The sequence below is a fragment of the Bacteroidota bacterium genome, from assembly GCA_021300195.1.
Classification (GTDB): Bacteria; Bacteroidota; Bacteroidia; order J057; family JAJTIE01; genus JAJTIE01.
The window spans coordinates 17,693-41,472 of record JAJTIE010000028.1; the positions used below are offsets into that span (position 1 = coordinate 17,693).

The following is a 23,780-nucleotide window of genomic DNA, read 5'->3' on the forward strand; positions in this document are numbered from 1 at the left end:
CTAGGCTTGTAAAAAACATCAAAAAAAATTTGCGTCTGCTCTTGCATTTGTTCCGAGCAGTCCCTTATCTTTGTGCCATCAATTAATTTTTTTTACACACACAATGAAAAATCTTTTTGTATTACTGTTCGCCATGGCTGCGTTCACTTTCGTAGCTTGTGACAAAAAAGCTGAAGAGAAAAAAGACGAGACTGAGCAGAACGACGCTGCCAAGAACGAAGCAGAGCAAGCTGCTCCTGCCGTTGAGGAAGCTGCTCCTGCTGAGGGAGAAGAAGCTGCCAAAGAAGGCGCTGAGAAAGCTGAGCCCGCTAAAGAAGAAGCTGCTCACTAAGTTCTCTTTCTCAAAGAAACAGAAAAGCCTCCCTCGTGGAGGCTTTTCTCATTTATAACTCTTATTCTGCGGAAGCACGAGAACGTACCCACCCTGCGTGCTAAACTCGCGTATGCAACCCCGTCTGCTTGTACTCTGTGGTCCTACTGGCAGTGGCAAAACCGCCCTATCTATACAGCTAGCGCAACAGCTAGGCTGTAACATTCTCTGTGCAGACAGTAGGCAGATTTATCGCGAGATGGAGACCGGTACAGCAAAGCCAACGGTGCTGGAGCAGGCACAGGTGCCCCACTGGGGGCTAGACCTGGTGTTGCCGGCGGAGGCGTACAGCGCAGCCCGGTATGCCGAGTATGCACAGGCATGCCTTACACAGTTGTTCGCCACCCAGCAGCCTACACAGATCCTGTGCGGGGGCACCGGCCTATACATACAGGCTGTGTGCGAAGGCCTGGATGAGATCCCCCCCACGCTGCCGGAGACCCGCAGCCTGCTGGGCCAGCGCCTGGCAGCCGAGGGCCTGGATAGCCTGGTAGCCGAGCTGAAACGGGTGGATGCCGCCACCTGGCAGCGTATAGACCTGCGCAATCCCCGGCGGGTGCAGCGGGCGCTAGAGGTGTACTACGACACAGGCAGGCCGCTGAGTGCCTGGCAGGCAGGTGGCCCCCGCCCGCGTGCTTTTTCCGTTCAATACTACGCCCTGGACTGGCCGCGCGCGGTGCTGTATGCCCGCATAGACCAGCGCGTGGATGAGATGATGGCGGCAGGCCTGGTGGCCGAGACGGAACAACTGCTGGACCGCTACGGACCCCAGGCCCCAGGCCTACAGGCCATAGGCTATGCAGAGACGGTGGCCTACCTACAGGGGGCGTATGACATAGCCACCCTGACCGACCAGATAAAGCAACATACACGCAACTATGCCAAGCGGCAGCTCAGCTGGTTTCGCCGCCTGGCAGGGCTGCAGTGGCTAGCACCACACCAGGCACTACAGCAGTTATGCGCCAGCATTTAGCCGTATACCGCCAGCTGCCCGGGCAGACCTATCTGCTGAGTGCCGGAGAGTTTATGCTCCATCTGGTAAACAGTGCGTTTCTGCTCATCTTCAATATTTATCTATCCAAGCTGGGCTATGCGGATAGCCTGATAGGTAGCCTGACGAGTATGCGCTACCTGGGGGTTCTGCTGGCTGCCATCCCCATCGGGCTGTATATACGTGGCCGCCTGCTCCGGCCGCTTTTTCTTATCTCGGGCGTGGGCCTGCCGCTGGTGAGCTGCCTGCTACTGTGGGTAGTGCCGTGGCAGGTATGGAGCCTCACGCTGGGGCTTATGTTCCTGTGGGGGCTGCTGTTTGTGCTCATGCAGGTGTGCATCCAGCCCTACATGATCCGGCAGGTGCCGCCTGCGCACTATGCCGAGGCCTTTGCGCTACACTATGCCGTAGTACCCCTTAGCCAGGTAGCCGCGGGTGGGCTGATAGCCCTGGCGGGTATCTGGATGAACCCTGTGCCAGACGAACGGATTATCCTGCTCGGCATCTCTGGCCTGGGGCTGCTTTCGGTCTTCTTCTTTGCCCGGCTGCAGGATAACCTGGGGGCTAGCACGCACCCCCACACACTAAATCTGCGCAGCCTGCGTGGCAGCTATCAGTGGCGGCGCATCCTGCGGGCACTGATACCCACCCTGCTGCTGGCCACTGGGGCCGGCTTTACCTTCCCCTTCATCAATCTGTTTTTTTACCAGGTATTCGGCATCGATAGCGGCGCATTCGGCCTGATGGGGGCGGGTAGTAGCCTGCTGGTGTTTGGCATGGTGGTGGCGGGGCCAGCGCTGAAGCGTCAGTTTGGTTTCGGCTGGACCATTAGCGGCAGCCAGGCTATTGCGGTGCTGCTGCTCATTGGCCTGGCGCTTTGCCAGCTGTATGGCACCGCAGGCTGGGCTTTGCCCACGGCCATCGTCCTCTTCCTGTTCCGCGCCCCGCTGATGAAGCTGGCCCAGCCGATGGCAGGCGAGCTGACAATCCTGTACGTAGGGCCACGAAACCGGGAAATCATCAGTGCCTTTACCAGCAGCATCTGGAGTGGTAGCTGGGTGATTGGCAGCCAGCTATTTGCCCTGCTACGCGCCTACCAGCTGCCCTACTGGCAGATTTTTCTATTCACTGCGGCCATGTACACGCTGGGTATACTGGCCTACGCCAGGCTGATACAGGCGGTGGGCCGCATGCCCAAGGCAGAGGCTTCCGATCCGCTAAACTAGCTAAGGCCCAGCCGCGCTGCACGCTGCTGGCTAGGGCACGCGCCCTCGGCAAACTCCAGGCCCGCCTCCTGCTTGATGCGGTTATAGCCGCCATACACGTTCTGCAGGTTCTGGTAGCCAGCTCTTTTCAGGATGCTGCAAGCTATCATACTGCGGTAGCCGCCCGCACAGTGTACCACGTAGGGCTGATCGGGTTTCAGCTCGGCCAGGCGCTGCTGCAGGTCGGCCAGCGGCACATTCATGGCCTGCCGGATATGGCCCGTTTCGTATTCTCCAGGGCCTCGTACATCCAGGATCACCGCACCCATGGCCAGTGCCTGTGCAATGCTTTCGGCCTCTATACTACGCACCGTACCCGTCTGCTTTCCGGCCTGCGTCCAGGCATCCATTCCGCCCGCCAGATAGCCAGCCACGTTGTCGTAGCCTACGCGAGATAGGCGCAGGATGCTTTCCTCTTCCTTACCCGGCTCGGGAACCAGGGCCAGCCTGGCACCAAAGGGCACTACCGTACCTACCCACACAGCATACTGGCCATTCAGGCCTATGTTTATACTACCGGGTATGTGGCCTCTTTCGTAGTCGTCGGGGTTGCGGGTGTCTAGCACAAAGGTGCCTTGTTCCATCTCCAGCTCAAAGTCGCGCGGACTGAGCGGCCTGGCACCCCGCTCCATCACCACATCCAGGCTTTCGTAACCTCCCTTGTTCAGCCGTACATTCTCCGGGAAGTATGCAGGCGGAGGGAGTATGCCTGTTGTCAGCTCTTGTATAAACTGCGCCTTGCCGATGTTTTGCAGGGCATAGTTCACCTTCTTCTGGTTGCCCAGGGTATCGGTGGTTTCCTTGCTCATGTTCTTTCCACACTGGCTACCGGCTCCGTGGCCCGGATATACAATCACCGCATCTGCCAGTGGCAGTATCTTGGCATGCAGGCTATCGTACAGCAGTCCGGCCAGGTCCTCCTGGGTCAGGTCGGACTTTACTGCCAGATCCGGACGCCCTACATCCCCGATAAAGAGGGTGTCGCCTGTAAAGATGGCGTGGTCCTTGCCCGATTCATCTTTCAGTAGAAAGGTGGTGCTCTCCATGGTATGGCCCGGTGTATGCAGCACCTGTATGGTCAGGTCGCCTATCTGGAAGCAGGCTCCATCCTCGGCCACGTGTGCCGTGTAGCTCGGCTTTGCGTTCGGGCCGAAAACAATCGGCGCACCCGTTTTATGCGAAAGGTCGATATGGCCACTCACAAAATCGGCATGAAAGTGCGTCTCGAAGATATACTTGATGGTTGCGCCCCGCTGCCTGGCCAGCTCCAGATACGGCTCCGTTTCACGCAGGGGATCTATTATGGCGGCCTCGCCCTTGCTCTCGATGTAATAAGCGGCTTCCGCCAGGCAAGAAGTATACAGTTGCTCTACGTACATGACTCGGTGGGTTTTAAGTCTAAAGTTACAATTCTTTCGGTCGAATCCCAACTGCTACAACACGACTACTAAAAAAGTTGCATGTGCAGCAATATTACATGAAAAAGATATCATGTATACAGGCTTGAACGGCTTTCAGGCTGTGGATGTGGGTATCTGTGGCTTGCAGGCATGCGTACATCACCGTAGCTTACGGCTATTCGTATCTTTGTGTGCCGTAGGGAAACCCGGTCGAGGTCTCAACTGCCTGTTTTTCCGACGCGTGCAAAAATCCTTGAATACAGAATACCCAAAAATCAACATGAAATCAGTAGCCGAATCTCCTGCCATAGACAAGCACCTGGCTCTCCTGGAGCGTGCCATAGAGGCCGTACATGCACGCACCTTCTACGCTCCCTACGACGAAAACCCCAAGGCCTATGCCGAAGACGGAATGAAAACTGGCAGCACGGCCTACCAGGCCAGGCTGGGCCAGGCCTACCCCCTGCTGCAAGCGGGCGACAGCAGCCTGGCTGGGCAGGAAGTATCGCCCTATACCGGCGAGGCACTACGCATCAGCTACCCTGCCTTTTCTCGGCCCGAAGCCTACATTGAAGCCGCCCAGAAAGCCTATGAGCAGTGGAAGCGCGTAGACATAAAAACCCGTGCGAATATTCTGATAGAAAGCATCGAGCGGCTTAAGGACCGATTTTTCGAGCAGTCCTTCGCCACCATGCATACCACCGGGCAGGGCTGGATGATGGCCTTTCAGGCTAGTGGCCCACATGCCTCAGACCGGGCGCTGGAGGCCGTAGCCCTGGCCTACCACGAGCTGACGCGCTTCCCCGAGTACCAGAACTGGGAAAAACCCATGGGCAAGGTAACGGTGAAGCTGAAGAAACACTTCCGCATTGTGCCCCGTGGCGTTTCGCTGGCCATTGGCTGCAGCACATTCCCCGTTTGGAACTCTGTGCCGGGTATATACGCCAGCCTGATGACCGGAAACACCGTTATCGTGAAACCGCATCCCCTCGCCATTTATCCCATTGCCATAGTGGTGGAGGAGCTGCAGCAGGTACTGAAAGCCCAGGGCCTGGATCCGCACACCGTTCTGCTGGCACCGGATACAACCGAGAACCCCATCACGAAAAAACTCGCCGAAGACTCCCGCGTAAAGATTATCGACTTTACCGGTAGCAGTAGTTTTGGCGACTACATAGAGTCGCTGCCCAACAAGGTGGTTTTCACGGAAAAAGCAGGTGTGAACAGCATCATCCTGGACAGTACTGCCGACCTGAAGGAGACAATGCAAAACATCGCCTTCAGCCTGAACCTGTACAGTGGCCAGATGTGTACCTGCCCACAGAACATCTTTATACCCAAAGCAGGCATAAAGACAGGCGATGGGCAGGTGGACTACGCGCAGGTAGTGGAGGCCCTGACGGCGGCCATACGCGGGCTGGCTACGCACGAAAAGGCTGGACCTGCGGTGCTGGGTGCCATACAGAACGAGCAGACAGCCTGGCGTATAGAGGATAGCAAAAAACTGGGAAAGGTATTGCTAGACAGCCTGAAGATCGCCAACCCGGAATATCCGAAGGCCCGCACGGCAAGCCCCCTGGTGATGGAGGTGGCCGCCGACCAGCTGCAAAGCCTGAAAAGGGAGCATTTTGGCCCGATTGTACTCGTGGTGCCCACCGAAAGCACGGATGAGAGCATCCGGCTGGCGGCAGAGATAGCGAGCGAAAAGGGTGCTATCTCCTGCGGTGCCTGGAGCCTGGACCCGGCAACCCTGCATAAGATTTCGGACCAAATGGCTGATGCGGGCACTGCCGTATCGGCCAACCTGAGTGGCCCGATCTATGTAAACCAGAACGCGGGATTTAGCGACTTTCACGTATCGGGCGGCAACCCCAGCGGGAACGCCAGCCTGACGGACCCTGCCTTCATCGTCCGCCGCTTTACCCGTGTGGGCATGCGCATAGCAGCTTCCTAATCCGACACTAGCATTCCACTGTATGCAAAAAAAACTGCTCTGTCTCTATCTAGCTTTCTTACCCCTGTGGGCACTAGCCCAGCTAGGCTATACGCAGCGGGGCGAAGCCAGCTATTATGCCGACCGCTTCCATGGGCGCAAGACCGCCAGCGGAGAGCGATATGACAAGGCTGCCCTTACGGCTGCCCACCGCGAGCTGGCCTTTGGTACCCGTGTGCGGGTGCAGAACCTGGGTAATGGCAAAAGCGTGGTGGTTGTGATAAACGACAGGGGCCCCTGGAGTAGCCATCGCATTATAGACCTGAGTAAGGCGGCTGCGCAGCAGCTGGATATGATGGGGGCAGGGGTGGCAGAGGTGAAGATTGTCGTGATCTCGGACGACGAGCCCGCTGCAGCCACCACTCAGGCCGACGAGCCCGCTCCCCAGCCAGTGGCCAAGCCCGAGCCTGTGCCCGAGGTGAAGCCCGAGCCGAGGCCGGCTCCTGCACCCCCTACGCCAAAGCCTACACCCAGGGTGGAGCAGAAACCTGTACCTAAGCCCGAGCCAAAGCCCAGCACACCCCCGGTAGCCCCTCCACCCGCAGGGGCCGCTCAGAAACCGGCACCGAAGCCTGCTCCTGCACCCAAGGCTACTGCCAAACCGAAGCCCTACACCAAGGCGGGTACCTGGAACATGTATGGAGATTACCTGAAACCCGACGGATGGGGCCTACAGCTGGGTACTTTTTCCAGTGTAGACAATGCCCTCGCATTCTGCCAGAAAGTAAAGGAAAGTGGTTACAGCAAGCTGTTTATCCAGCAGATACCTGTAGGCAGCGGCTACACCTACAAGGTAGTGCTGGGTGCCTACAGCACGGTAGAGATGGCGCGCAGCTACGAAGCCGAGGTTAAGAAGAAGGGGTACGACAGCTTTGCGATAGCGCACCTGCCCTAGGCTGTTTTCCAGGCAGATAGGGTGGTATGCCTGGGAGCAGAAGAGGCAAGTAGAGAACCTTTCTGGACCTTTGTGCCAAGGAGTCTCGCGCAAGGGGTATGTGGCTCAGGATATACCCAGGCTGGCGTCAGACAGGTCGGCTGGCGGTATCGTTTTTATATGCCCGTTTTGCCGGATCTTGTTGCGTGTTAACTCCACGCCTCTTAGGGTGGGTAGTATCGACTGAAAGTGCGAGCGCAAGTAATGCAGCCGGTGCTGTTCACTTGGCAGTGCCAGCAGCTTCAGTTGCCCCTCATTGTCCAGCCCTGCTGTGTGGCCCAGCTGGTAGCTCAGTATGTGGTTCACATCTACACTGGGTACGCGTACGGTTTGGATCAGGTGGTGAAACTCCTTGTACAGCTCCATTACCTCTTCCCGTAGCTCCACACTGTAGCGGTCATCTTTATCCAGGATGCTCACCTCGGCCTCATGATAAAGGCTATTATCCGGCTCAAGCTCGAACTTGCGAATCCGGAAAGGATCCTCGGCCAGTACGCGTATATCCAGCCGACCATCGTCATACTGGTGCGCAATCTGGCGTACAGACATACATACGCCCACAGGGCTTATCCGCTTGCCAAAAACGGGTACCAAGCCAAACGGCTTATTATTCTCCCGGCAATAGGCTACCAGCTTCAGGTAGCGCGGTTCGAAAATATGCAGCGCCACCTCCTCGCCCGGGAAGGCAATAAGCTGGAGCGGAAAAATTGGCAACACAGACATTACGCCACAAACATACGCGCCAACGGGACTAGATCAGTGTATTTCTGCACTCAGCCTACGGTCCAGCAGGGCCGTACACCTGGGCTCCAGCTCGGTATAGCTGCCATGCTTCACAGCGTATTTGCCCTTGTAGTGTACAAACCAGGCACACTGCTCAGCCTGCTCAGCTGTGTGGCCGCACACCTCCATCAGGCACTGTATTACCCAGTCAAAGGTATTTACATCATCATTGTACAGTACCAGCACCTTTTCCGCCTCCGTTTCGAGCAGCGTAACAGGCTGCAGCAATTCTTGTACTTGAGCTTTCATGGCTGAATGAAATAAGTGTGTAAACGTACGGGTAAATATACAGAAATTGATGCCTCGTGCATAGCCAGTGGTACCGACTTTTCATCAGGCGTTTGGGATCCTTGAAGAAGGCGGAACCCTGTATTCGAGCCGGTCTCCTCTCGGCTCCCGTACAGAGAGGAGACTGGTATTGTTTTTTTCTGAAAATTACTGGCGGACATGAAGACTAGTTGCCAATCTTATTTTTTGAAGAAATCGAGGACATTAAAGCTTAATTCCAGGTAGAGAAAATCCGAATGATTGGCATGTTCCGCCAGTGCAGCCTCTTGTCGGTTCTTTACGAAAGATCCATTAACGAAGTGTGTATATCCAATATGCGCATCCACAAATTTCACGGGTTTGAATAAAACCCGTGCGTCTAACTCATGGCCCAGGAAGGTTCCACTTTTTCCCGTAACATCTCTGTTTTTTGTGCCGCCGAGTAGATTGTTGAATCTATCGGTAGCGCTGGCCAGCCAGTAGAAGCTGTATCCTCCATCAAACTTCACTCCCTTCAATAGCTCCAGTTCCACTTTCACTTTGGGTGTAATAATGTTTTCGGGTATTATGTAATCATTTGCCGACCAGGGTCGTGCGAAGCCAAAAAAGCGTTCGAATCGATTATTGTTTCTATCATTCGGGTTCTTGTCACCGCTTACATGTCCATAAAAGAAGCTAACTCGCGGCTTCGTTTTAAGTTCCTGAAATTTATACCCTACTTCTGCGGTCAGGGCAAAAGCACGGTGGGTTAATCCACCATCTTCTCCAAACTGCTGGGTGTAGGTAACGTCATAATTGATGTGTCGGTTTCGGAGCCATCCGTACAATCGGACACCCGGACTGTGAATCAGGCGATCCCGGTTGCCATTTGCACGTGCAGGTCGTTGTTTTAACCCCAGATAATAGGGCTCGATGGTTATCGCATCCGCCCACCTTCTCCAGTGCCCGATCACCGCCCAGAAGTCGCGGTTGTGGTCTGTTTGGTCAAATTCAGTAAGCAGCCGGGTAACCGGGCGCAGAGCCAGTAAGTCCAGTTGCCAATCATTGTTTTCCTGCCCAATGGCTGCACGGAAGCCCATGAAGTTGTTGGTCGTATTTCTCCAGCTATTCAGGGCAATTAGTCTTCTATCGGTAAACTCAAATGCCTGGCGTCCAAACCGTAGGAGGATAGGGCGCGCATTGCCTAATTTATCCCTGCCCAGTGCATGCTTAACATGCAATTCGGCATAAGCCTGGATAAGATCGGCCCGGTTAAACTCCTTGTCGTCCGGCTCAAACTTTCCATTTATCCGATGTGAGTCTTGAAACTCGATGGCAAAGCGGAACGGGTCTATCACGTTCTTTACCCCAAGGTAGGCCCTGGAACGTAGTAATAGTGGATAGTCTGTGGTGATTTCCGGTCTGCGCAGGTCATTATGCCGTATCTCAAATCGAGTCCGGTAGTCAAGCCCCACATCGAGCCAATCTATATTTTCGACACCCTTTATCCCTGTCTTTCCCAATTCTCGTACGTAGGAAGGTGGGTGTGTTTCACGCTTGGTCCCATAGGATCCAGGTTCCACATAGTAGCTCTTTTGTGCGGCCACCTTGTGTGGGTGTGCACTGGTATCTGGCCGGACGTTCTGTGCAGACAGTGCCCCCGAAAATAGCCCCGAAACAAGGATTGCGCCCAGGATTTTACTCTTCACTTTCTTGGTTATCTGCTGTATAACTAGTTTTCATTCGTCAGTTGGCCCTGGCGCTTGCATGGTAATGAGACTAGATGGACACCTGCCACTGTACCACATAGGTTCCTCTTCGTGTGTCGAGCTCCATCTTTCCGTCGGCTAGCTGCCTGTACACGGGTCGGCTTTGGTAGCCCAGGCTGATCTTGCTGCCCTGGCTAGCCACCAGCCAGTTTAGGCTACCTTCCCAGATGTAGGCAGGGCTATCCAGTGCCTCCAGCATATTCAGCTGCTGGCTAGCCACCACCTGTAGGGTACCCCATTGGCCCAGCAGCCCTGCAGGTAGCAGATAGCCCGCCTGCAGGTAATGCAGGGTGCCGGTGCCATTCAGGGGAAGCGAATTGCCACCTACAGTGGCCGGGTTGTTTACCCCCTGCATGCGCACATAGTTTTGCCCAAAGTCCATGTGCTGCAGCGCTGTGTACACACTTAGGGCACAGCCCTGGTGGCCCACAGGCAGCTCCATAAAGGCATCTATGCTTAGCAGCAGCATGTCGTCGGTCAGGGTATCCGGGTGTGCAGTGGGGGGTGCCTCTGCAGGCTTTTGCAGGCGCCACATGGCATCCTGCTGGTAGGTAATACCGGCACCCAGGGTGAGCACCCGTTTTTGCCCCAGGTAGGTGCCTGCTATGTAGGGGGTCTGGTTGCTCTCCTCGTCCCACAGCTGGTATTGCAGGTAGCTGTTCAGCTGGGGGGTGGGTGGGCGGCTGCTGAAGCTGGCTACCCCCTGGCGCAGGCGGTACACGCTGCTATCCACCTGCTTAACCGATAGGGGGCTGCTAAGTGCCAGCCGGTAGTCTAGTTTGCCTAGCTTCCCCTTAGCGTATATGCTCAGCTTTCGCAGAAACTGATCAGTCAGGTCATTGGTAGCCTGCTCGTACAGGGGTGCATCATAGCCCAGTATGTTTGCCGCGCTGGGTGCCGCATAGCGTGCCAGGCCGCTCCAGCCCGTCAGGCCCGCCCCCAGGCTCAGGCTGCGCGGATGCAGGGCTAGCTCGCCCACAGCATCGTGTATAAAAAACCCCTGCCTGCGAGCGCTGTGCCAGTTGAAGTTGTTTAGCCCATACTGGGTGTAGAAAAATACCCGTCCCCAGCCGCCGTACAGCTGGAAGCGTGTGCGACGCAGGCTGATGTCGAAGTACGAATCCCTAGCCGTACCATCCAGGCTGCTACGCGGGTTCAGCTCGGTATAGCGCACCCAGGTCTGGTTCAGGAAGGTGGCACGCACCCAGGCACTGCTATCCGGGCTGTAGTACTGAAGCTTTGGGGGTTTTGCGGCCGCATGCTGCGCTAGCAACACCACGGGGGCCAGCGTGCACACCAGGAGCAGGATGCGTGGTACATACCGGGGTGGGTGCTGATGCACGCGGACCAGGAAAAGGAAGGGGATTTTAAACGAGCAGATGCCGCCCAGTGGTCGGGAATACCCCGCGGCATGAGCCCGTAACACCTGTAGGGTCCGTAGTCTATCCACTATCCACCAGGCAGAGAGGAGAAATTCCATGATTTGGATTTTTGTTTTACGGAGCACAAAAATATAGATTATTATTCTGTTTTATTGAGATATAAATATTTTTTACAGATTATTATTTTTAATATTGATCGCTTTCTGCTCCTTTTTTCGAGCTTTTTCGGGGATCTCGCCCTTGCGCGGCAAGTAGGTTGCTATGACGTGGCCGATAGGCCGGGTAGCAGAGACAGCTGTTCCAGTTCGCGTTCCAGGCCCGGCTGAAACTTGTGGATGAGCCACACCGCGTAGACGCTGAAGGAAAGGATAAGCGCCACACAAATGCCCATGGCTAGTGCCATCCCGACAGGCACCCTTTTGAAGGTGTAGGCCGGGTTCTTCTTCCGCATGGCGCTGCGCACCAGGGGGAGTATGTATAGCACATTGATCAGGCTGCCCAGCAGCAAGAATCCGCCTGCTGCCCAGTGGCTGTCTTTTATTTCGGCCAGCAGCATCAGGTCTTTGCTATAGTACCCGGCTAGTAGCGGAAAACCAATGATGCTGAGGCCACACAGGGCTATAAATGCGGCCAGAATGCGCGTGTGCGGCATAAGTGGGCGTAGTTGGCCTGCGTGCACAGTTCCATAGCGCGCATTGTAATAGCCTGCTACAAAGAAGAGGCCAATCTTGGCTATGGAGTGGCTAAGCATATGCAACACCGCACCCAGCAGGGTGGCGGGGGTGCCTATCAGGATGGCCGTAAGAATGTACGACACCTGGCTGATGGTAGAGAAAGAGAAGCGTTGCTTTAGGTTCGGGGTGCGCAGGGCCTGCCAGGCAGCCACCACGGCATTTAGGCCCAAGGCATAGATGAGCCAGCCGGTATGCCAAAATTCGTGACTCAGGTCGTGTAGCAGGCTGGTCCCCAGTACATGCTGGCCAAACTTGAGCAGCACGATGGCACCCGTATTTACGATAGCCACGGTGTGCAGCAGGGCGGTGGCTGGGGCTGGGGTTATCTGGGTTTGGGGTAGCCAGGTGCTGAAGGGATAGATCAGGTTGGCCGACATGCCCAGCACGAGGCCCCACACGATGACGGCCGCTGTTTGTGGGCTATGCTGCAGGGCCTGGTTGATCCCATGGGCAAAGGAGGTATCGCCATACTGCCACTGATAGTACAGTACCGTGGGCAGCAGGATGAAGAGGGCTGGCAGCAGCATCTGTACCAGGTAGAGCATGCTAGCCCGGTAGCTCTCTATGCTCCGGCGGATGCGTATCAGCGGGAGTGCTGCCAAAATACCTGCCAGGTAGAATACCAGTAGCGTTATCATGTTTGCCGCATACCCATTTGCCGTTACAATGGTCATGCTCAGGCACATAAGCGCATAAAAGTGTGGCAGAAGCTCCTGGAAATGCCAGGGGGTATAGCTGTAGCTGTAGATGATGATGATAAACCAGGCCATGTTGGTAAGCAGGGCAAATAGCCAGGCATTGTTATCGAAAAAGAAGCTGAGTGCGTGCCCAAAAACAGCTGCTGATCGGCTATGGGGGTGGCAAGCAGCATGGCCACGTTGATGCCTGCTACCAGCAGGCTGAACAGGTGGTACGCCCGGCGATATCTGCTTGCTAGCGGAGCCAGCAGGGCCGGCAGAAGGGGAGAGAGCATCGTTACTACCATGGTAACCGGTGCTTCGGGTGCTGTCATACGGTTAACGTTTTAGGATAAAGCAATAGGGTGCCGTATGGGCATGGCGAGGCCACTACCCATATTACGTAGCACATCAAAACGTGAGAAAAAGAAGATCGGCGAGGAAGTTCAGGCCCATGTGGGCCGAACTATCTAGCTGGGAGAGAGAAATGCCTACGGAGTAGAGCCACTGTACAGGTCTACGTCTGAGCTGAACAGCAGGCCCCCATAGGTGTTTAGCAGGGGTACAATGTGGTCCAGCAGTCGGTCGTGCTGCTCTTCGTTGGCGATTAGGAAGAGGTAGATATTCTCGTTTGCCGAAATAACCCCATCAGAGAAGGCGTCGCCATGGCGGCCCCTGCCCTTTACGATGTTCATGACGGTAAAACCGCCGATTTTTTGTTGGTCCAGTATCTCGGTTACGTCATCCAGAAACCGGACCGGGACGATGATTTCAATCTTTTTGCGCATCATGGCTTTTCAAGAAATAAGGATCACAGGTAAGTAGCGGCCTGGGCCGTGCCCCCCATTTTTCACCAGAGGTTCTGGATAAGGTAGTAGTACAGGGGTATACCCATGGTAATGTTGAAGGTAAAGGTGATACCCAGGCTCATGGGTAGCAGCAGGCTCATATTGGCCTCGGGTACTGCCATGCGCATGGCCGCAGGCACAGCTATGTAGCTGGCACTGGCGCACAGGATGGTGAAAAGCAAGGCATCGCCCACGTCTAGCCCCAGCAGCCGGGCCAGCAGAATGCCCGGCAAGCCGATAGCGATTGGGAAAATGAGGGCAAAACCGGACAAAAAGGCACCGTTCTGCCTCAGGCTGCCCAGGCGCTTGCCCGCTATCAGCCCCATATCTAGCATATACAGGCTGAGCATGCCCTTGAAGATGTCGCCTACAAAGGGCTTCAGCTCTTCCTGGCCAGCCTTGCCCGACACGTAGCCGATAATGAGCGAACCAATGAGCAGCAGTACCGACCCGTTCAGAAAGGCCTCGTGCAGAATGCTTTTCATGTTGGCCTTGGGTTTTGGCGGCTCGATCGGGGCTTCTGCCCGGGCAGGTGCCCAGTTACTCAGGGCATCTCCCCCGGCCATAACCAGGGCTGGCTTAGCCACCTTGGCCGTAGTAGACATGCGGATGAGCAGGAGGCCCGAGATAATAGCCGGGCTCTCCATCAGGGCCATACCGGCCACCATGTACCCCCCAAAGTGGATGTGCTGGCTCTCCAGAAAACTGATGCCTGTGGCAAAAGTAACCGCGCTAACCGAACCGTAGGTGGCTGCTATGGCCCCAGCATTGGGCACATTCAGCTTCCAGCGCAGAATGCGATACACCAAAAAAGGTATGGAAAAGGATACCAGAATGCAGGCCAGCATAACGGTCGCTACGTCGGGATTGAAGCCGCTATGATAGAGCTCTTCACCTCCCTTTATTCCAATATCGAAAAGCAGATAGATAGACAAAAACTTGGCAATAGCCGGCGGAATTTCCAGGTCACTTTTTAGCACAACGGCCAGTACACCCAGGAAGAAAAACAGAACAGGCGGGTGTAATATATTGCCCAACAATGCGTCGAGATTCATGACGAAAAACTAGATGTGGATGAAGCACAGAGAACCCTGTATGTGCGGATATGCGCACCAGACAGGCAGGTGGGGGTGCCGGTTGCCCAACCTGAAGGGGAAGCCGCATGAACCGAGGCATGCAGCAACTGCGGCCCGCAAGCCGTAGGGTAGCGGGCGTGTGCAGCGATGGTGGCTATAATAACCAGCAACAATGGAGCGGCTGATGACCGGGGTAGGGAATATGCAGGGGGCAGGTAGACCGGATGTGTGCATGCTGCTGTAGCCACTGAATGGCTGGCACAAAAGGGAGATGTACACTTGCTGCAAAAGGCAAATCGGACGCTTCCGGCTGGCCGCCGTCTACGCCACTATGGGCCGCATATCGGGCCTGCACGGCATCAGACTCGGCATCCTCCTGTAGCCGCTCTTCCTCCAGCTCTACAGCTTCCACGATCAGGCTGCGCTCCAGCTGAACCCAGTCTTGTACGGCACCCAAGCTGCCATTTGCCAGCATCAGCAGGGCGGCAAACACAAGGGACAGATGACGGAGAAGAATTGGTCTCACAGCATGCACAGATCTGGGCAAAGGTAGATAAAACGTCTTGCTTCTGCAAATAGATTGCTAGATTCTGATTTCATATTTAGGCCTCTCGCTGCCTGCATTCAGTAGGAAAATTAGGGTTAAATACATGCTGAGGGGTAAGTATATCTTTGCATATTCTCTATGCAAGAGTAGGCGATAGCCGAAACCTCGGTATGGGCTGCCGCTATGCTACTGCGGAACAGCTAGTAGATCAGTAGCTCGGGGTCCACGTCCTCGCGATAGCGCAGTATGCCACCCTCCAGGTTATATACTTCTTCCAGTCCCTTTTGCATCAGCAGGCGGGCGGCCAGCCGGCTGCGGGTTCCATTCTTGCAATACACCACGTAGGTTACATCCTTACGGAAGCGGCCCAGGCTGGCCTCTAGCCTGCCCAGGGGGATTAGTCTGCCCCCTATGTTCACCAGGTCATGTTCGCCTGCATCGCGCACATCTATCAGGCTGAAGCTTCGCTCCTGGGCGGCCCATTCCTCCAGCTCTCTGGGCGTTATGGACCGCACCTCGACGGGGCGGTCAATCTGGGCAGGGGGTGGGGTGGGGGTGTCGGCCTCCTCCGGGCTGCGCCGGGCGCCGAACAGCTCGGGCCGGAGGGGTGGATTGGCTGCTACCTCTGGCCCAGCGCCGGGCCTTACCTCGGTCTGCGGTTCGTGCCCGAAGGAGACGGTAGAGAAGCTGTGGCTCAGGCCATCGAAGCTAAGGAGCCTACCGTTCAGTGGGGTGCCAAACTGGCCGGCAATCTTCAGCACCTCCAGGGCCATGAGCGAGCCTATAATGCCAGGTAGTATACCCAGCACACCCGCCTCGCTGCAGCTGGGGCTATTGTCCGGCGCCTCCGGGAATAGGGTGCGGTAGCCCGGGCCTGGCTTGCCAGCCTTGTCTTTCAGGTGAAAAACGCTCACCTGGCCCTGAAAGCCTAGCACGGAACCGAATACCAGGGGCTTTTGCAGCTTTTGGCATACCCAATCAATCAGGTACTTGGCCTCAAAAGTATCCGTTCCGTCGGCCACGATGTCGTATTGGGCTACAATCTCCGCGCTGTTCTTCTCCGTCAGGTGTTCCAGATGCAGCTGCAGCTGTACATGGGGGTTCAGCTTGCTTACCCGGTCCTTCAGTACTTTCAGCTTTTTTCGGCCAATGTCCGGGTGCTGATACAGCACCTGGCGGTGCAGGTTGCTCTCCTGCACCTCGTCCCCGTCTGCCAGGCCCAGTGTGCCTATGCCTGCGGCAGCCAGGTACTGGATGAGGGGCATACCCAAGCCCCCGGCACCTATTACCAGCACACGCGCGTCCTTTAGGCGCTGCTGTCCTGCCTTGCCCAGCTGTGGCAGGATGATCTGCCGCCCATAGCGAGCTAACTCCTCGGGCTTGAGTACAGGTGCAGTAGACACAGGTGATGGGTGCAGATTGCGTGAAGAAGCACAAACATACGAAACGCCAGGCAAGCCACTGTGACCAATGAGCACGAAAAGAATGCGATTCAGACTATAAAAGATGCGATTCGGGGCAAATAGACAACCTTGGCACGATTCTTACATATACAAACTATAGAGCGTAACCGAAGACTCACCTAAACATTTTGCGCCATGAAAAGTATAGCAATAGGATGGCTGGTGGTGATAGCACTGCTGTACGCAGAGTCGTCTCGTGCCGACCGGCCCGTACAGCTGCCCAGAAGTGAAGTGGAGTACCACACACCCAGCGGATATACCGATACGAAAGCCGATAGTACCGAGGTGCTGCTGCCCGACCTGGAAGAAGACCCGAATGCGCACCTGCCAAGCATACGCTGCTACCTGTACCGTATGCAAGGGGGGCACTGGGGGACCAACAGCCGGGGTATCAGGCAGTGGATGCCCGCCCAGCGCGTTCGGTATGAGGTGCCCTGCGACTGCCATGCCCTGCGGCTAACGCAGAACCCCATAGCCTAAATCCGCCCCCCGCAGGATACCAGGCGTGGCCGCGAGCTACACGAAATACGACCTGAAAGCTTGGAGGTTGATCGTGCGGAGACCCCATCCTGGGGTTTCTGCCTGTAGGGGCTCGGGTGCTGAAGTACGGAACGCTGTGCTTATTTCCCGGTAGAAATAATCAGGTCGGCGGCCTCCACCAGTGCGCCCGCTGCCAGGTGCACCTGCTGTATGCTAAGGGCTGCCGGGGCTGTAACGTGCGTTTCCATCTTCATGGCTTCGATGGTAAAGAGGGGGGCATTTTTTTCCACCCGATCCCCGGCCTTTACGTGTACCTTGGCCAGCCGGCCCTGCAGGGGGGCACCTATGTGGTTTGCCTCGGTGGCCTTGGCGTTCGCGGCCTGTATGTCTTTTATACTCAGGTCGCGGGCCTCTATGGCGCGGGTCTGGCCGTTCATGTCGAAGTAGACTGTACGCATGCCGTGCTCATTCGGCTCAGTTTTGTACAGATACTTGAGGATGAGCTTTTTACCCTCATCTATATTCAGTTCTACTTCTTCGCCCTCGCTCAGGCCGTAGAAGAACATGGGGGTGGGCATCACGCTTACATCTCCGTGTTCCTTTCGGTGTGCCTGCCAGTCTTCGTACACCTTGGGGTACATCTGGTGGCTCAGGAAGTCGAGTAGGGTTTTTCCGGAGCCGAATCGCTGCCGAAAACGGGCAAACTCTGCCTCTATGTCCAGCGCGGGCAGGTGTGCATTGGGCCGGTCGGTGTAGGGTTGTTGATTTTTCAGGATGAGCTGCTGGAGCTTTTTTGGGAAGCCACCTACGGGCTGCCCCAGGTCGCCGCGGAAAAAAGACACCACACTCTGGGGGAAGCTAAGGCTGTCGCCCCGCTCCAGGATGTCTTCAGGCGTTAGGTTCTGGGTGGTCATAAACAGGGCCATATCGCCCACCACCTTGCTGCTCGGGGTTACTTTTACGATGTCGCCAAAGAGCTCATTGGCCTTTTTATAATTCTGCTTAATGTCTTCCCAGCGGTCGCCTAGGCCCAGGGCCGTGGCCTGGGGGCGCAGGTTGCTATACTGCCCACCGGGTATCTCGTGCTCAAACACCTCGGCGGTGGCAGCCTGCAGGCCACTCTCGAAGGGGAAGTAGTACCGGCGTACCTCCTCCCAGTAGTTGCTGGCCAGGTTTAGCTGGGTCAGGTCTAGCTTGGGCTGGCGCTCGCTGCCCTGTAGCATGGCTACTACGCTGTTCAGGTTGGGCTGGCTGGTCAGGCCGCTCAGGCTGCTCAGTGCACAGTCCACTATGTCCACACCTGCCTCTATGGCTTCCATATAGGTGGCTACCTGCAGGCCGCTGGTATCGTGGGTGTGCAGGTGGATGGGTATGCTCAGGTGCTCGCGCAGTTTGGGTATCAGCATCCGGGCGGCGCGCGGCTTCAGCAGGCCCGCCATGTCCTTTATGGCCAGTATGTGCGCACCGGTATCTTCTATGCGGCGTGCCAGGTCCAGGTAGTAGTTCAGGTCGTACTTGGTGCGTGCAGGGTCGGCCACATCTCCGGTATAGCAGATGCACACCTCGGCCAGGCTATTGGTGCCCTTCACTACCGTTTCAATGGAGGTCTGCATATTCTCCAGCCAGTTCAGGCTATCGAAGATGCGGAAGATGTCCATGCCATTTTCGGCAGCTTTCTCAATAAACAGCTGGATCACGTTATCTGGGTAGGCAGCATAACCCACGCCATTGCTACCGCGAAAGAGCATCTGCAGCAGCAGGTTTGGCATGGCCTCGCGCAGGCGGTGCAGGCGTTCCCAGGGGTCTTCTTGCAAGAAGCGCATGCACACATCGAAGGTGGCCCCCCCCCACACCTCCATACTGAAGAGGTTGGGGTTGTTCCGTGCAAAGCTCTCGGCTATCTGCAGCATGTCGTGCGTGCGTACCCGTGTGGCCAGCAGGCTCTGGTGCGCATCGCGCATGGTGGTGTCGGTAAACAGGATTTGCTTCTGCTGGCGTATCCATTCTACCAGGCCGCTTCGTCCGTGCTGCTCCAGCAGCTGCTTGCTGCCGGGCGTGTAGGGTGTATAGGGGTCGTAGTCGGGCACCACGGCTTTGCCAAAGCGGGGTTTCTCGGCATACTTTCCGGCGGTTTCATGCCCGTTTATGATGATGTCGGCCAGGTAACCCAGGGTTTTGGTACCCCGGTTTTGCCCTACGCGCACCTGCATCAGCTCAGGGTATTCTTCCAGAAAGCGAACGGTGGCGCCGCCGCCCTGTAGCACCTCATGCTGTACCACATTCTGCAGGAAAGGGATGTTGGTCTTCACCCCGCGTATACGAAACTCACTCAGTGCGCGTGCCATACGCTGGCAGGCCCCCTTCAGGGTGCGGCCGCTGGCGGTTATCTTCACCAGCATAGAGTCGTAGAAGGGCGAGATGCGCATGCCTGCATAGCTGCTGCCCTCGTCCAGGCGGATGCCCATGCCGGCGGCATTGCGGTAGTGCACAATGCGGCCATAGTCTGGCCGGAAGTTTTCGGAGGGGTCTTCGGTGGTAATGCGGCACTGCACCGCGTAGCCGTTGGCCCGCACATCCTCCTGGCCGTTGATGAAGATCTGGGGATGATCCAGCGGATAGCCCATGGCGATCAGTAGCTGGGTGCGCACCAGGTCTATGCCGGTTATGGCTTCGGTTACCGTGTGCTCTACCTGTATGCGGGGGTTTACCTCTATGAAGTAGATGCTGTCGTCTTCGTCTACCAGAAATTCCACGGTTCCGGCATTCTGGTAGTCTACGGCATCGGCCAGCCGCAGGGCGTAGGCATATAGTTTGTCCTTTACCTCCTGGCTGAGGGTGGGGGCCGGGGCTATCTCCACCACCTTCTGAAAGCGGCGCTGCACGGAGCAGTCGCGTTCGAAGAGGTGGATGCGCTTGCCCTGGCTATCGCCCAGTATCTGCACCTCTATGTGCTTGGGGTTCCGCACAAATTTTTCGAGGAAGATGGTATCGTCGCCGAAGGCGGACTTGGCTTCGCCCCGTGCTTCGGCATAGAACCGGCGCAGCTGCTCGGCATCCTGTGCCACGCGCATACCGCGTCCGCCACCGCCTGCCGCCGCCTTCAGGATCAGCGGGTAGCCAATGCGCTCGGCCTCTTTCAGGGCATCATCTACGCTGGTCAGGGGCTGCGCATTGCCGGGCACCATAGGCACCCCCTGCTGCTGGGCCACCTCCTTGGCCCGCACCTTGTCGCCCAGCGCAGCCATGCTCTCGGGCCTGGGGCCCACAAACACGATGCCCTCCTCGGCACAGCGGCGGGCAAAGTGTACATTCTCGGACAGGAAGCCATAACCCGGGTGGATGGCATCTACCTGTTTCTTTTTGGCCAGCGAGATGATCTCCTCTATATCCAGGTAGGGCTTCAGGGGCTCGTCTTCCTTGCCTATCTGGTAAGACTCATCTGCCTTGAAGCGGTGCAGGCTGTATCTATCCTCGTGGGTGTAGATTGCCACGGTGCGCAGGCCCAGCTCGGAGCCGGCACGTAGTACACGGATGGCGATCTCGCCGCGGTTGGCTACCAGCAGCTTGGCGAATGGCCTTGCAAGTGTATGCATGTGGGTAAAGGATCGGGCTGTACTAGTGCGAAAATACGGACAAATGTAGCCTTTTATGGCCAAAATTGCGCTAATGTGTACTAGAAAAAAGGCTACCCTGCCGCAGGGCCAGGGCCTTGGTTTCGGTTTCGGCCCATTCGGCCTCGCAGTCGCTGTCTACGGTCAGGGCGCCGCCCACATGTGTGCTCAGCCTACCTGTGGGGCTGTGGTAGATAAAGCTGCGTATCACCACGGCGAAGTCATAGTTGCCTGCCGGATCTGTATAGCCCACCGCACCGCTGTATAGGCCCCGGCCCACAGGCTCCAGCCGGTCTATGGCCTGCATGGCAGCCACCTTGGGGGCCCCGGTCATGCTACCTGGCGGAAAACTGGCCTCCAGGGCCTGCCAGGGGCTGGCAGCTTGCTGCAGCACGCCATACACGCGGCTTACCAGGTGGTGCAGGGTGCTGAGTGTGAGGGGCTGGCACAGCTGTGCCTGCACGGTGCCGGGCACACACACCCGGCTCAGGTCGTTGCGTACCAGGTCGGCTATCATGGTGTTTTCTGCCCGCAGCTTCGGGTCGGTAGTTAGCAGCCGGTGCTCGGCCGCTTCCTGCCCAGCCCGGCGTACGGTGCCCTTTATGGGTTCGCTCAGCAGCAGCCCATTGCGGTGCAGCAGGTAGCGCTCTGGGCTAGCACTCATCAGGCACCACGCACCCAGGCGCAGGTAAGCAGCCATGGGTACCGGGCTTAGCTGCAGTAGCCGCTGCCACAGGCCCAGGGTATCTAGCCCCAGGGCCGTAGCCGTCAGCTCCCGGCACAGGTTCATCTCGTACAGCTCGCCCGCCCATAGCCACTGCTGTACCTGGCGAAAAGCACGCCCATATGCAGCCCGGTCCATCTGGGTAGCCAGTGCAAGGAGTACTGACTGAGGCTGGTCTATCACCTCCTCGTACGGATCCAGTGGGGGCATGGACCCATGCAGGCAGATCAGCTGATTGCCCTGCCGGGGGATGCCCAGCACGGTATCGGCCTCGAAGAATGCTTGGTCGGGAAAGGGAATGCCTGGCTGTGTGGTGCTGGCCAGCTGCTCCAGGCTGTTTTTCCACGCATAGCCCAGCCCGCCAAAGTACCAGCTCCCCGGCGGCGGCGGGGCTGCCTGCCAGCGGGTATCGCCCCGCACACCCACCAGCAGCCGCCAGGCACCTAGCCCGCCGGGGTCCTGGTAGCCGCAGCTGTCTAGCACCGCGCACTGGGGGTGTGCGCCCGCCCAGGCCAGCAGGCGAGTGCGAAGCTGCAAATAGGCCGAATCAGAAAAATAGTGCGGGGCCAAGGCCATAGGCTGCAAAGATACCACTTACCGAGGGCGACACTGCGCTCGCTGTATACGGGTACCCTGTGGAAAGAGAATGGGGCAGCCACCAGAACGCGCAGAGAGACTGCTTGAAAAAAAACAACTTTCTATTTACATAATAATGGATACATTTGTATCCGGATTGGCTAGGAAAGCCAAAATAAAGCTAAATATCACTCAAAACTATTTTTTCTCCTACCATGGCCCTGTACCCTTCCAGGTATGCTCTTGTCCTTTTGCTCTTTTTTCTGAACTCATTCTTTTCTGGCATCCGGGCTCAAGTGGTGCCCTGCGATGGTAGCCAGACAGAGTTTTTTAATTCCGTAATTACGTTGTCTTCTAGTCCTATTGAGATCACACTATGCCCAGAAACATCGGGAGCTAGTTTGAAAAATCTTCAGTTTCACTGGAATACGGCGGATGGTTCAGATGCAGGCATAGAATTTTGGAATTCCTTTTTTCAAATTTTACTTCCAGTGCTAAAATTGATAACCCCACTGGTTGCCGAGTAGTTAGTTTAGGTTGGGCTGGGGGCGGTACTTTTGTGGTTCACCTGATCGGCAGGGCCACCTGCGATGCCGTGCTAGCCAACAGCCAGTACCTGCTAGCCAGCGTGGATAAGAGCGGTACCCTACAGTGGCACTACCAGGGCGAAAAAGCCCTAAGCCAGCTGGCGCTGCAGCGCCTGGACAACCACCTGCAGCCCGTACAGGATGTGGCTACGGAGGCGTTCCCTGCTACTGCCGGCACCTTCGACCTGGCCAGCCTACTGGCTGGTGTGGAAGAGCAGGGCACCCAGTTTGTGCAGCTACACGCCACTGCCCTGGATGGGTCAGAATACACCAGCAATCCCATCCCCTATACCACAGCGGCCCTACGCAGCCAGCTGCGGCTGCTGCACAACACGTCTACCGGTACGTACTTTCTTAGCCAGGCCGTGCCCTACACCCTGCGCGACAGCCAGGGCCGTGCCGTGCGCCAGGGTAGCAGTGCCTATATAGATACCGATGGCCTGGCACCCGGCCTGTATGTGGTGCAGACCGCTACCCAGGCGTTCAAGCTATCAACCCCCTAGTGGGCGCGATCGGCTGTCTGTCAATTTGCCCACTTGCCTAGGGGCAGTTGCTGTTCCATATACTTTGGGCCGCTTCCGAGCCTAGTGAGATGGCCTGCTGCCAGGTGGTGCAGGCTTCCTCCTTTCGGCCCAGGTCGTACAGCAGGTTAGCCAGTTCGATGATGTAAAAGGGATCGTCGGGGGCCAGTTCAGCCGCCCGTTGTAGGTCGGCCAGGGCTGCTGCGTCTTCCGCCTCGGTTAGCTGCAGGTAGGCCCGCTCTACATAATAGTTCGGTTCATTGGGATTCATCCGAATGGCCTGCCCGAGGTCTTGCCGGGCCAGGTCGGCTTTCTCCCACAGCCGATATGCCACCCCCCGGTAGAAGTACAGCTCTGCATCGCCGCTGTCCAGGGCTATGGCCCGATTATAGTCTTGCACGGCCAGGTCAAATGCCTCGCTGTGCCGGTAGGATAGCCCCCGGTTGGCCCAGGCCTCTGTCTGGCTGGAGTCTAGCTGTAGCACGCGGCTAAAATCCTGTATTGCCTCTTGAAAAAGCTCGGAATCGTAATAGGCATTTCCACGGTTGAAGTAGGCGGCCAGGTAGTTCTCATCCAGTTCAAGGGCCCGGTTAAATGCCTCAACAGCCTGCTCGGCCTGGCCCGTGTTCAGGTAGTCTACCCCCTGGTTGTACAGCTGTATGGCAGCATCGGGCTGGGCCGCACAAATGGAATAGGCACTAACAAAGAAGCAGCAGGCAAGCAGCCTGATATAGGTGTATCTCCGTAATGGCATAGCAGGATGGAAAAACTATGGGGCTAAAATATTTTTACAATAAATACCT

The 23,780-nt window shown here is 56.7% G+C and carries 20 protein-coding genes and 1 pseudogene; 8 read left to right on the forward strand and 13 right to left on the reverse strand.

All coding sequences use genetic code 11. The features are described 5' to 3' along the window. Positions 1-103: 103 nt before the first annotated feature. From LW884_07035 to LW884_07045, 3 genes are all read left to right on the forward strand, one after another. On the forward strand, positions 104-331 hold the full coding sequence (locus tag LW884_07035; GenBank protein MCE3008081.1) for a hypothetical protein: 228 nt from the start codon (positions 104-106) through the stop codon (positions 329-331). 112 nt (positions 332-443) lie between these two features. Continuing rightward, positions 444-1,343, forward strand: coding sequence for a tRNA (adenosine(37)-N6)-dimethylallyltransferase MiaA (miaA, locus tag LW884_07040; protein ID MCE3008082.1), 900 nt, complete (start codon positions 444-446; stop codon positions 1,341-1,343). Further along, complete coding sequence (locus LW884_07045; GenBank protein ID MCE3008083.1) at positions 1,328-2,587, forward strand: MFS transporter; 1,260 nt, start codon at positions 1,328-1,330, stop codon at positions 2,585-2,587. Before miaA ends, LW884_07045 begins: the two co-directional genes overlap by 16 nt. On the opposite strand, the gene LW884_07050 is transcribed toward LW884_07045, so the two are convergent. Further along, positions 2,584-4,005, reverse strand: coding sequence for an MBL fold metallo-hydrolase (locus LW884_07050; protein MCE3008084.1), 1,422 nt, complete (start codon positions 4,003-4,005; stop codon positions 2,584-2,586). The two genes, LW884_07045 and LW884_07050, sit on opposite strands and share 4 nt — an antisense overlap. Positions 4,006-4,306: 301 nt before the next feature. Between LW884_07050 and paaN the strand changes: the two genes are divergently transcribed. From paaN to LW884_07065, 3 genes and pseudogenes are all read left to right on the forward strand, one after another. Continuing rightward, a complete protein-coding gene (gene paaN, locus LW884_07055; GenBank protein ID MCE3008085.1) occupies positions 4,307-5,980 on the forward strand; it encodes a phenylacetic acid degradation protein PaaN in 1,674 nt (557 codons plus the stop codon). A 22-nt stretch (positions 5,981-6,002) separates the two neighbouring features. Continuing rightward, positions 6,003-6,329, forward strand: a pseudogene (locus LW884_07060) (septal ring lytic transglycosylase RlpA family protein). Positions 6,330-6,653: 324 nt separating this feature from the next. After that, entirely contained in the window at positions 6,654-6,914 is a 261-nt protein-coding gene (locus LW884_07065; protein ID MCE3008086.1) for an SPOR domain-containing protein, read from the forward strand. A gap of 105 nt (positions 6,915-7,019) precedes the next feature. Here LW884_07065 and LW884_07070 read toward each other — a convergent pair whose 3' ends face one another. From LW884_07070 to LW884_07110, 9 genes are all read right to left on the reverse strand, one after another. Beyond that, positions 7,020-7,676: an LON peptidase substrate-binding domain-containing protein gene (locus LW884_07070; protein MCE3008087.1), complete on the reverse strand. Its 657-nt coding sequence runs from the start codon at positions 7,674-7,676 to the stop codon at positions 7,020-7,022. A 33-nt stretch (positions 7,677-7,709) separates the two neighbouring features. After that, complete coding sequence (locus tag LW884_07075; protein ID MCE3008088.1) at positions 7,710-7,985, reverse strand: ATP-dependent Clp protease adaptor ClpS; 276 nt, start codon at positions 7,983-7,985, stop codon at positions 7,710-7,712. A gap of 218 nt (positions 7,986-8,203) precedes the next feature. After that, positions 8,204-9,691, reverse strand: a complete 1,488-nt coding sequence (locus LW884_07080) for an alginate export family protein (protein MCE3008089.1) — start codon at positions 9,689-9,691, stop codon at positions 8,204-8,206. A gap of 70 nt (positions 9,692-9,761) precedes the next feature. Further along, the gene (locus tag LW884_07085) at positions 9,762-11,093 is read right to left on the reverse strand and encodes a hypothetical protein (protein MCE3008090.1); all 1,332 of its coding nucleotides are present in this window, start codon (positions 11,091-11,093) and stop codon (positions 9,762-9,764) included. Between the two features lie 299 nt (positions 11,094-11,392). Next, on the reverse strand, positions 11,393-12,637 hold the full coding sequence (locus tag LW884_07090; protein MCE3008091.1) for a hypothetical protein: 1,245 nt from the start codon (positions 12,635-12,637) through the stop codon (positions 11,393-11,395). A gap of 398 nt (positions 12,638-13,035) precedes the next feature. Then, positions 13,036-13,335 carry a hypothetical protein gene (locus LW884_07095; protein MCE3008092.1) on the reverse strand — a complete coding sequence of 100 codons (300 nt, stop codon included), beginning with the start codon at positions 13,333-13,335 and terminating at the stop codon, positions 13,036-13,038. 59 nt (positions 13,336-13,394) lie between these two features. Further along, the gene (locus LW884_07100) at positions 13,395-14,447 is read right to left on the reverse strand and encodes a sodium-dependent bicarbonate transport family permease (protein ID MCE3008093.1); all 1,053 of its coding nucleotides are present in this window, start codon (positions 14,445-14,447) and stop codon (positions 13,395-13,397) included. A 175-nt stretch (positions 14,448-14,622) separates the two neighbouring features. Then, positions 14,623-14,961 carry a hypothetical protein gene (locus LW884_07105; GenBank protein ID MCE3008094.1) on the reverse strand — a complete coding sequence of 113 codons (339 nt, stop codon included), beginning with the start codon at positions 14,959-14,961 and terminating at the stop codon, positions 14,623-14,625. 254 nt (positions 14,962-15,215) lie between these two features. Continuing rightward, positions 15,216-16,418 carry a HesA/MoeB/ThiF family protein gene (locus LW884_07110; GenBank protein MCE3008095.1) on the reverse strand — a complete coding sequence of 401 codons (1,203 nt, stop codon included), beginning with the start codon at positions 16,416-16,418 and terminating at the stop codon, positions 15,216-15,218. Positions 16,419-16,613: 195 nt separating this feature from the next. Here LW884_07110 and LW884_07115 point away from each other — a divergent pair, with 195 nt between their 5' ends. Continuing rightward, positions 16,614-16,958, forward strand: coding sequence for a hypothetical protein (locus LW884_07115; protein MCE3008096.1), 345 nt, complete (start codon positions 16,614-16,616; stop codon positions 16,956-16,958). A gap of 140 nt (positions 16,959-17,098) precedes the next feature. Here the strand turns inward: LW884_07115 and LW884_07120 are convergent, their stop codons facing one another. Both LW884_07120 and LW884_07125 read right to left on the reverse strand, forming a co-directional pair. Then, complete coding sequence (locus tag LW884_07120) at positions 17,099-20,551, reverse strand: pyruvate carboxylase (GenBank protein ID MCE3008097.1); 3,453 nt, start codon at positions 20,549-20,551, stop codon at positions 17,099-17,101. Positions 20,552-20,621: 70 nt separating this feature from the next. Continuing rightward, positions 20,622-21,830 (reverse strand): anthranilate synthase component I family protein, encoded by a 1,209-nt coding sequence (locus LW884_07125; protein MCE3008098.1) that lies wholly within the window; start codon positions 21,828-21,830, stop codon positions 20,622-20,624. Positions 21,831-22,428: 598 nt separating this feature from the next. On the opposite strand from LW884_07125, the gene LW884_07130 reads away from it, so the two are divergent. After that, on the forward strand, positions 22,429-22,959 hold the full coding sequence (locus LW884_07130) for a hypothetical protein (protein ID MCE3008099.1): 531 nt from the start codon (positions 22,429-22,431) through the stop codon (positions 22,957-22,959). 37 nt (positions 22,960-22,996) lie between these two features. On the opposite strand, the gene LW884_07135 is transcribed toward LW884_07130, so the two are convergent. Next, positions 22,997-23,731, reverse strand: coding sequence for a tetratricopeptide repeat protein (locus LW884_07135; GenBank protein ID MCE3008100.1), 735 nt, complete (start codon positions 23,729-23,731; stop codon positions 22,997-22,999). Between the last annotated feature and the right edge of the window lie 49 nt (positions 23,732-23,780).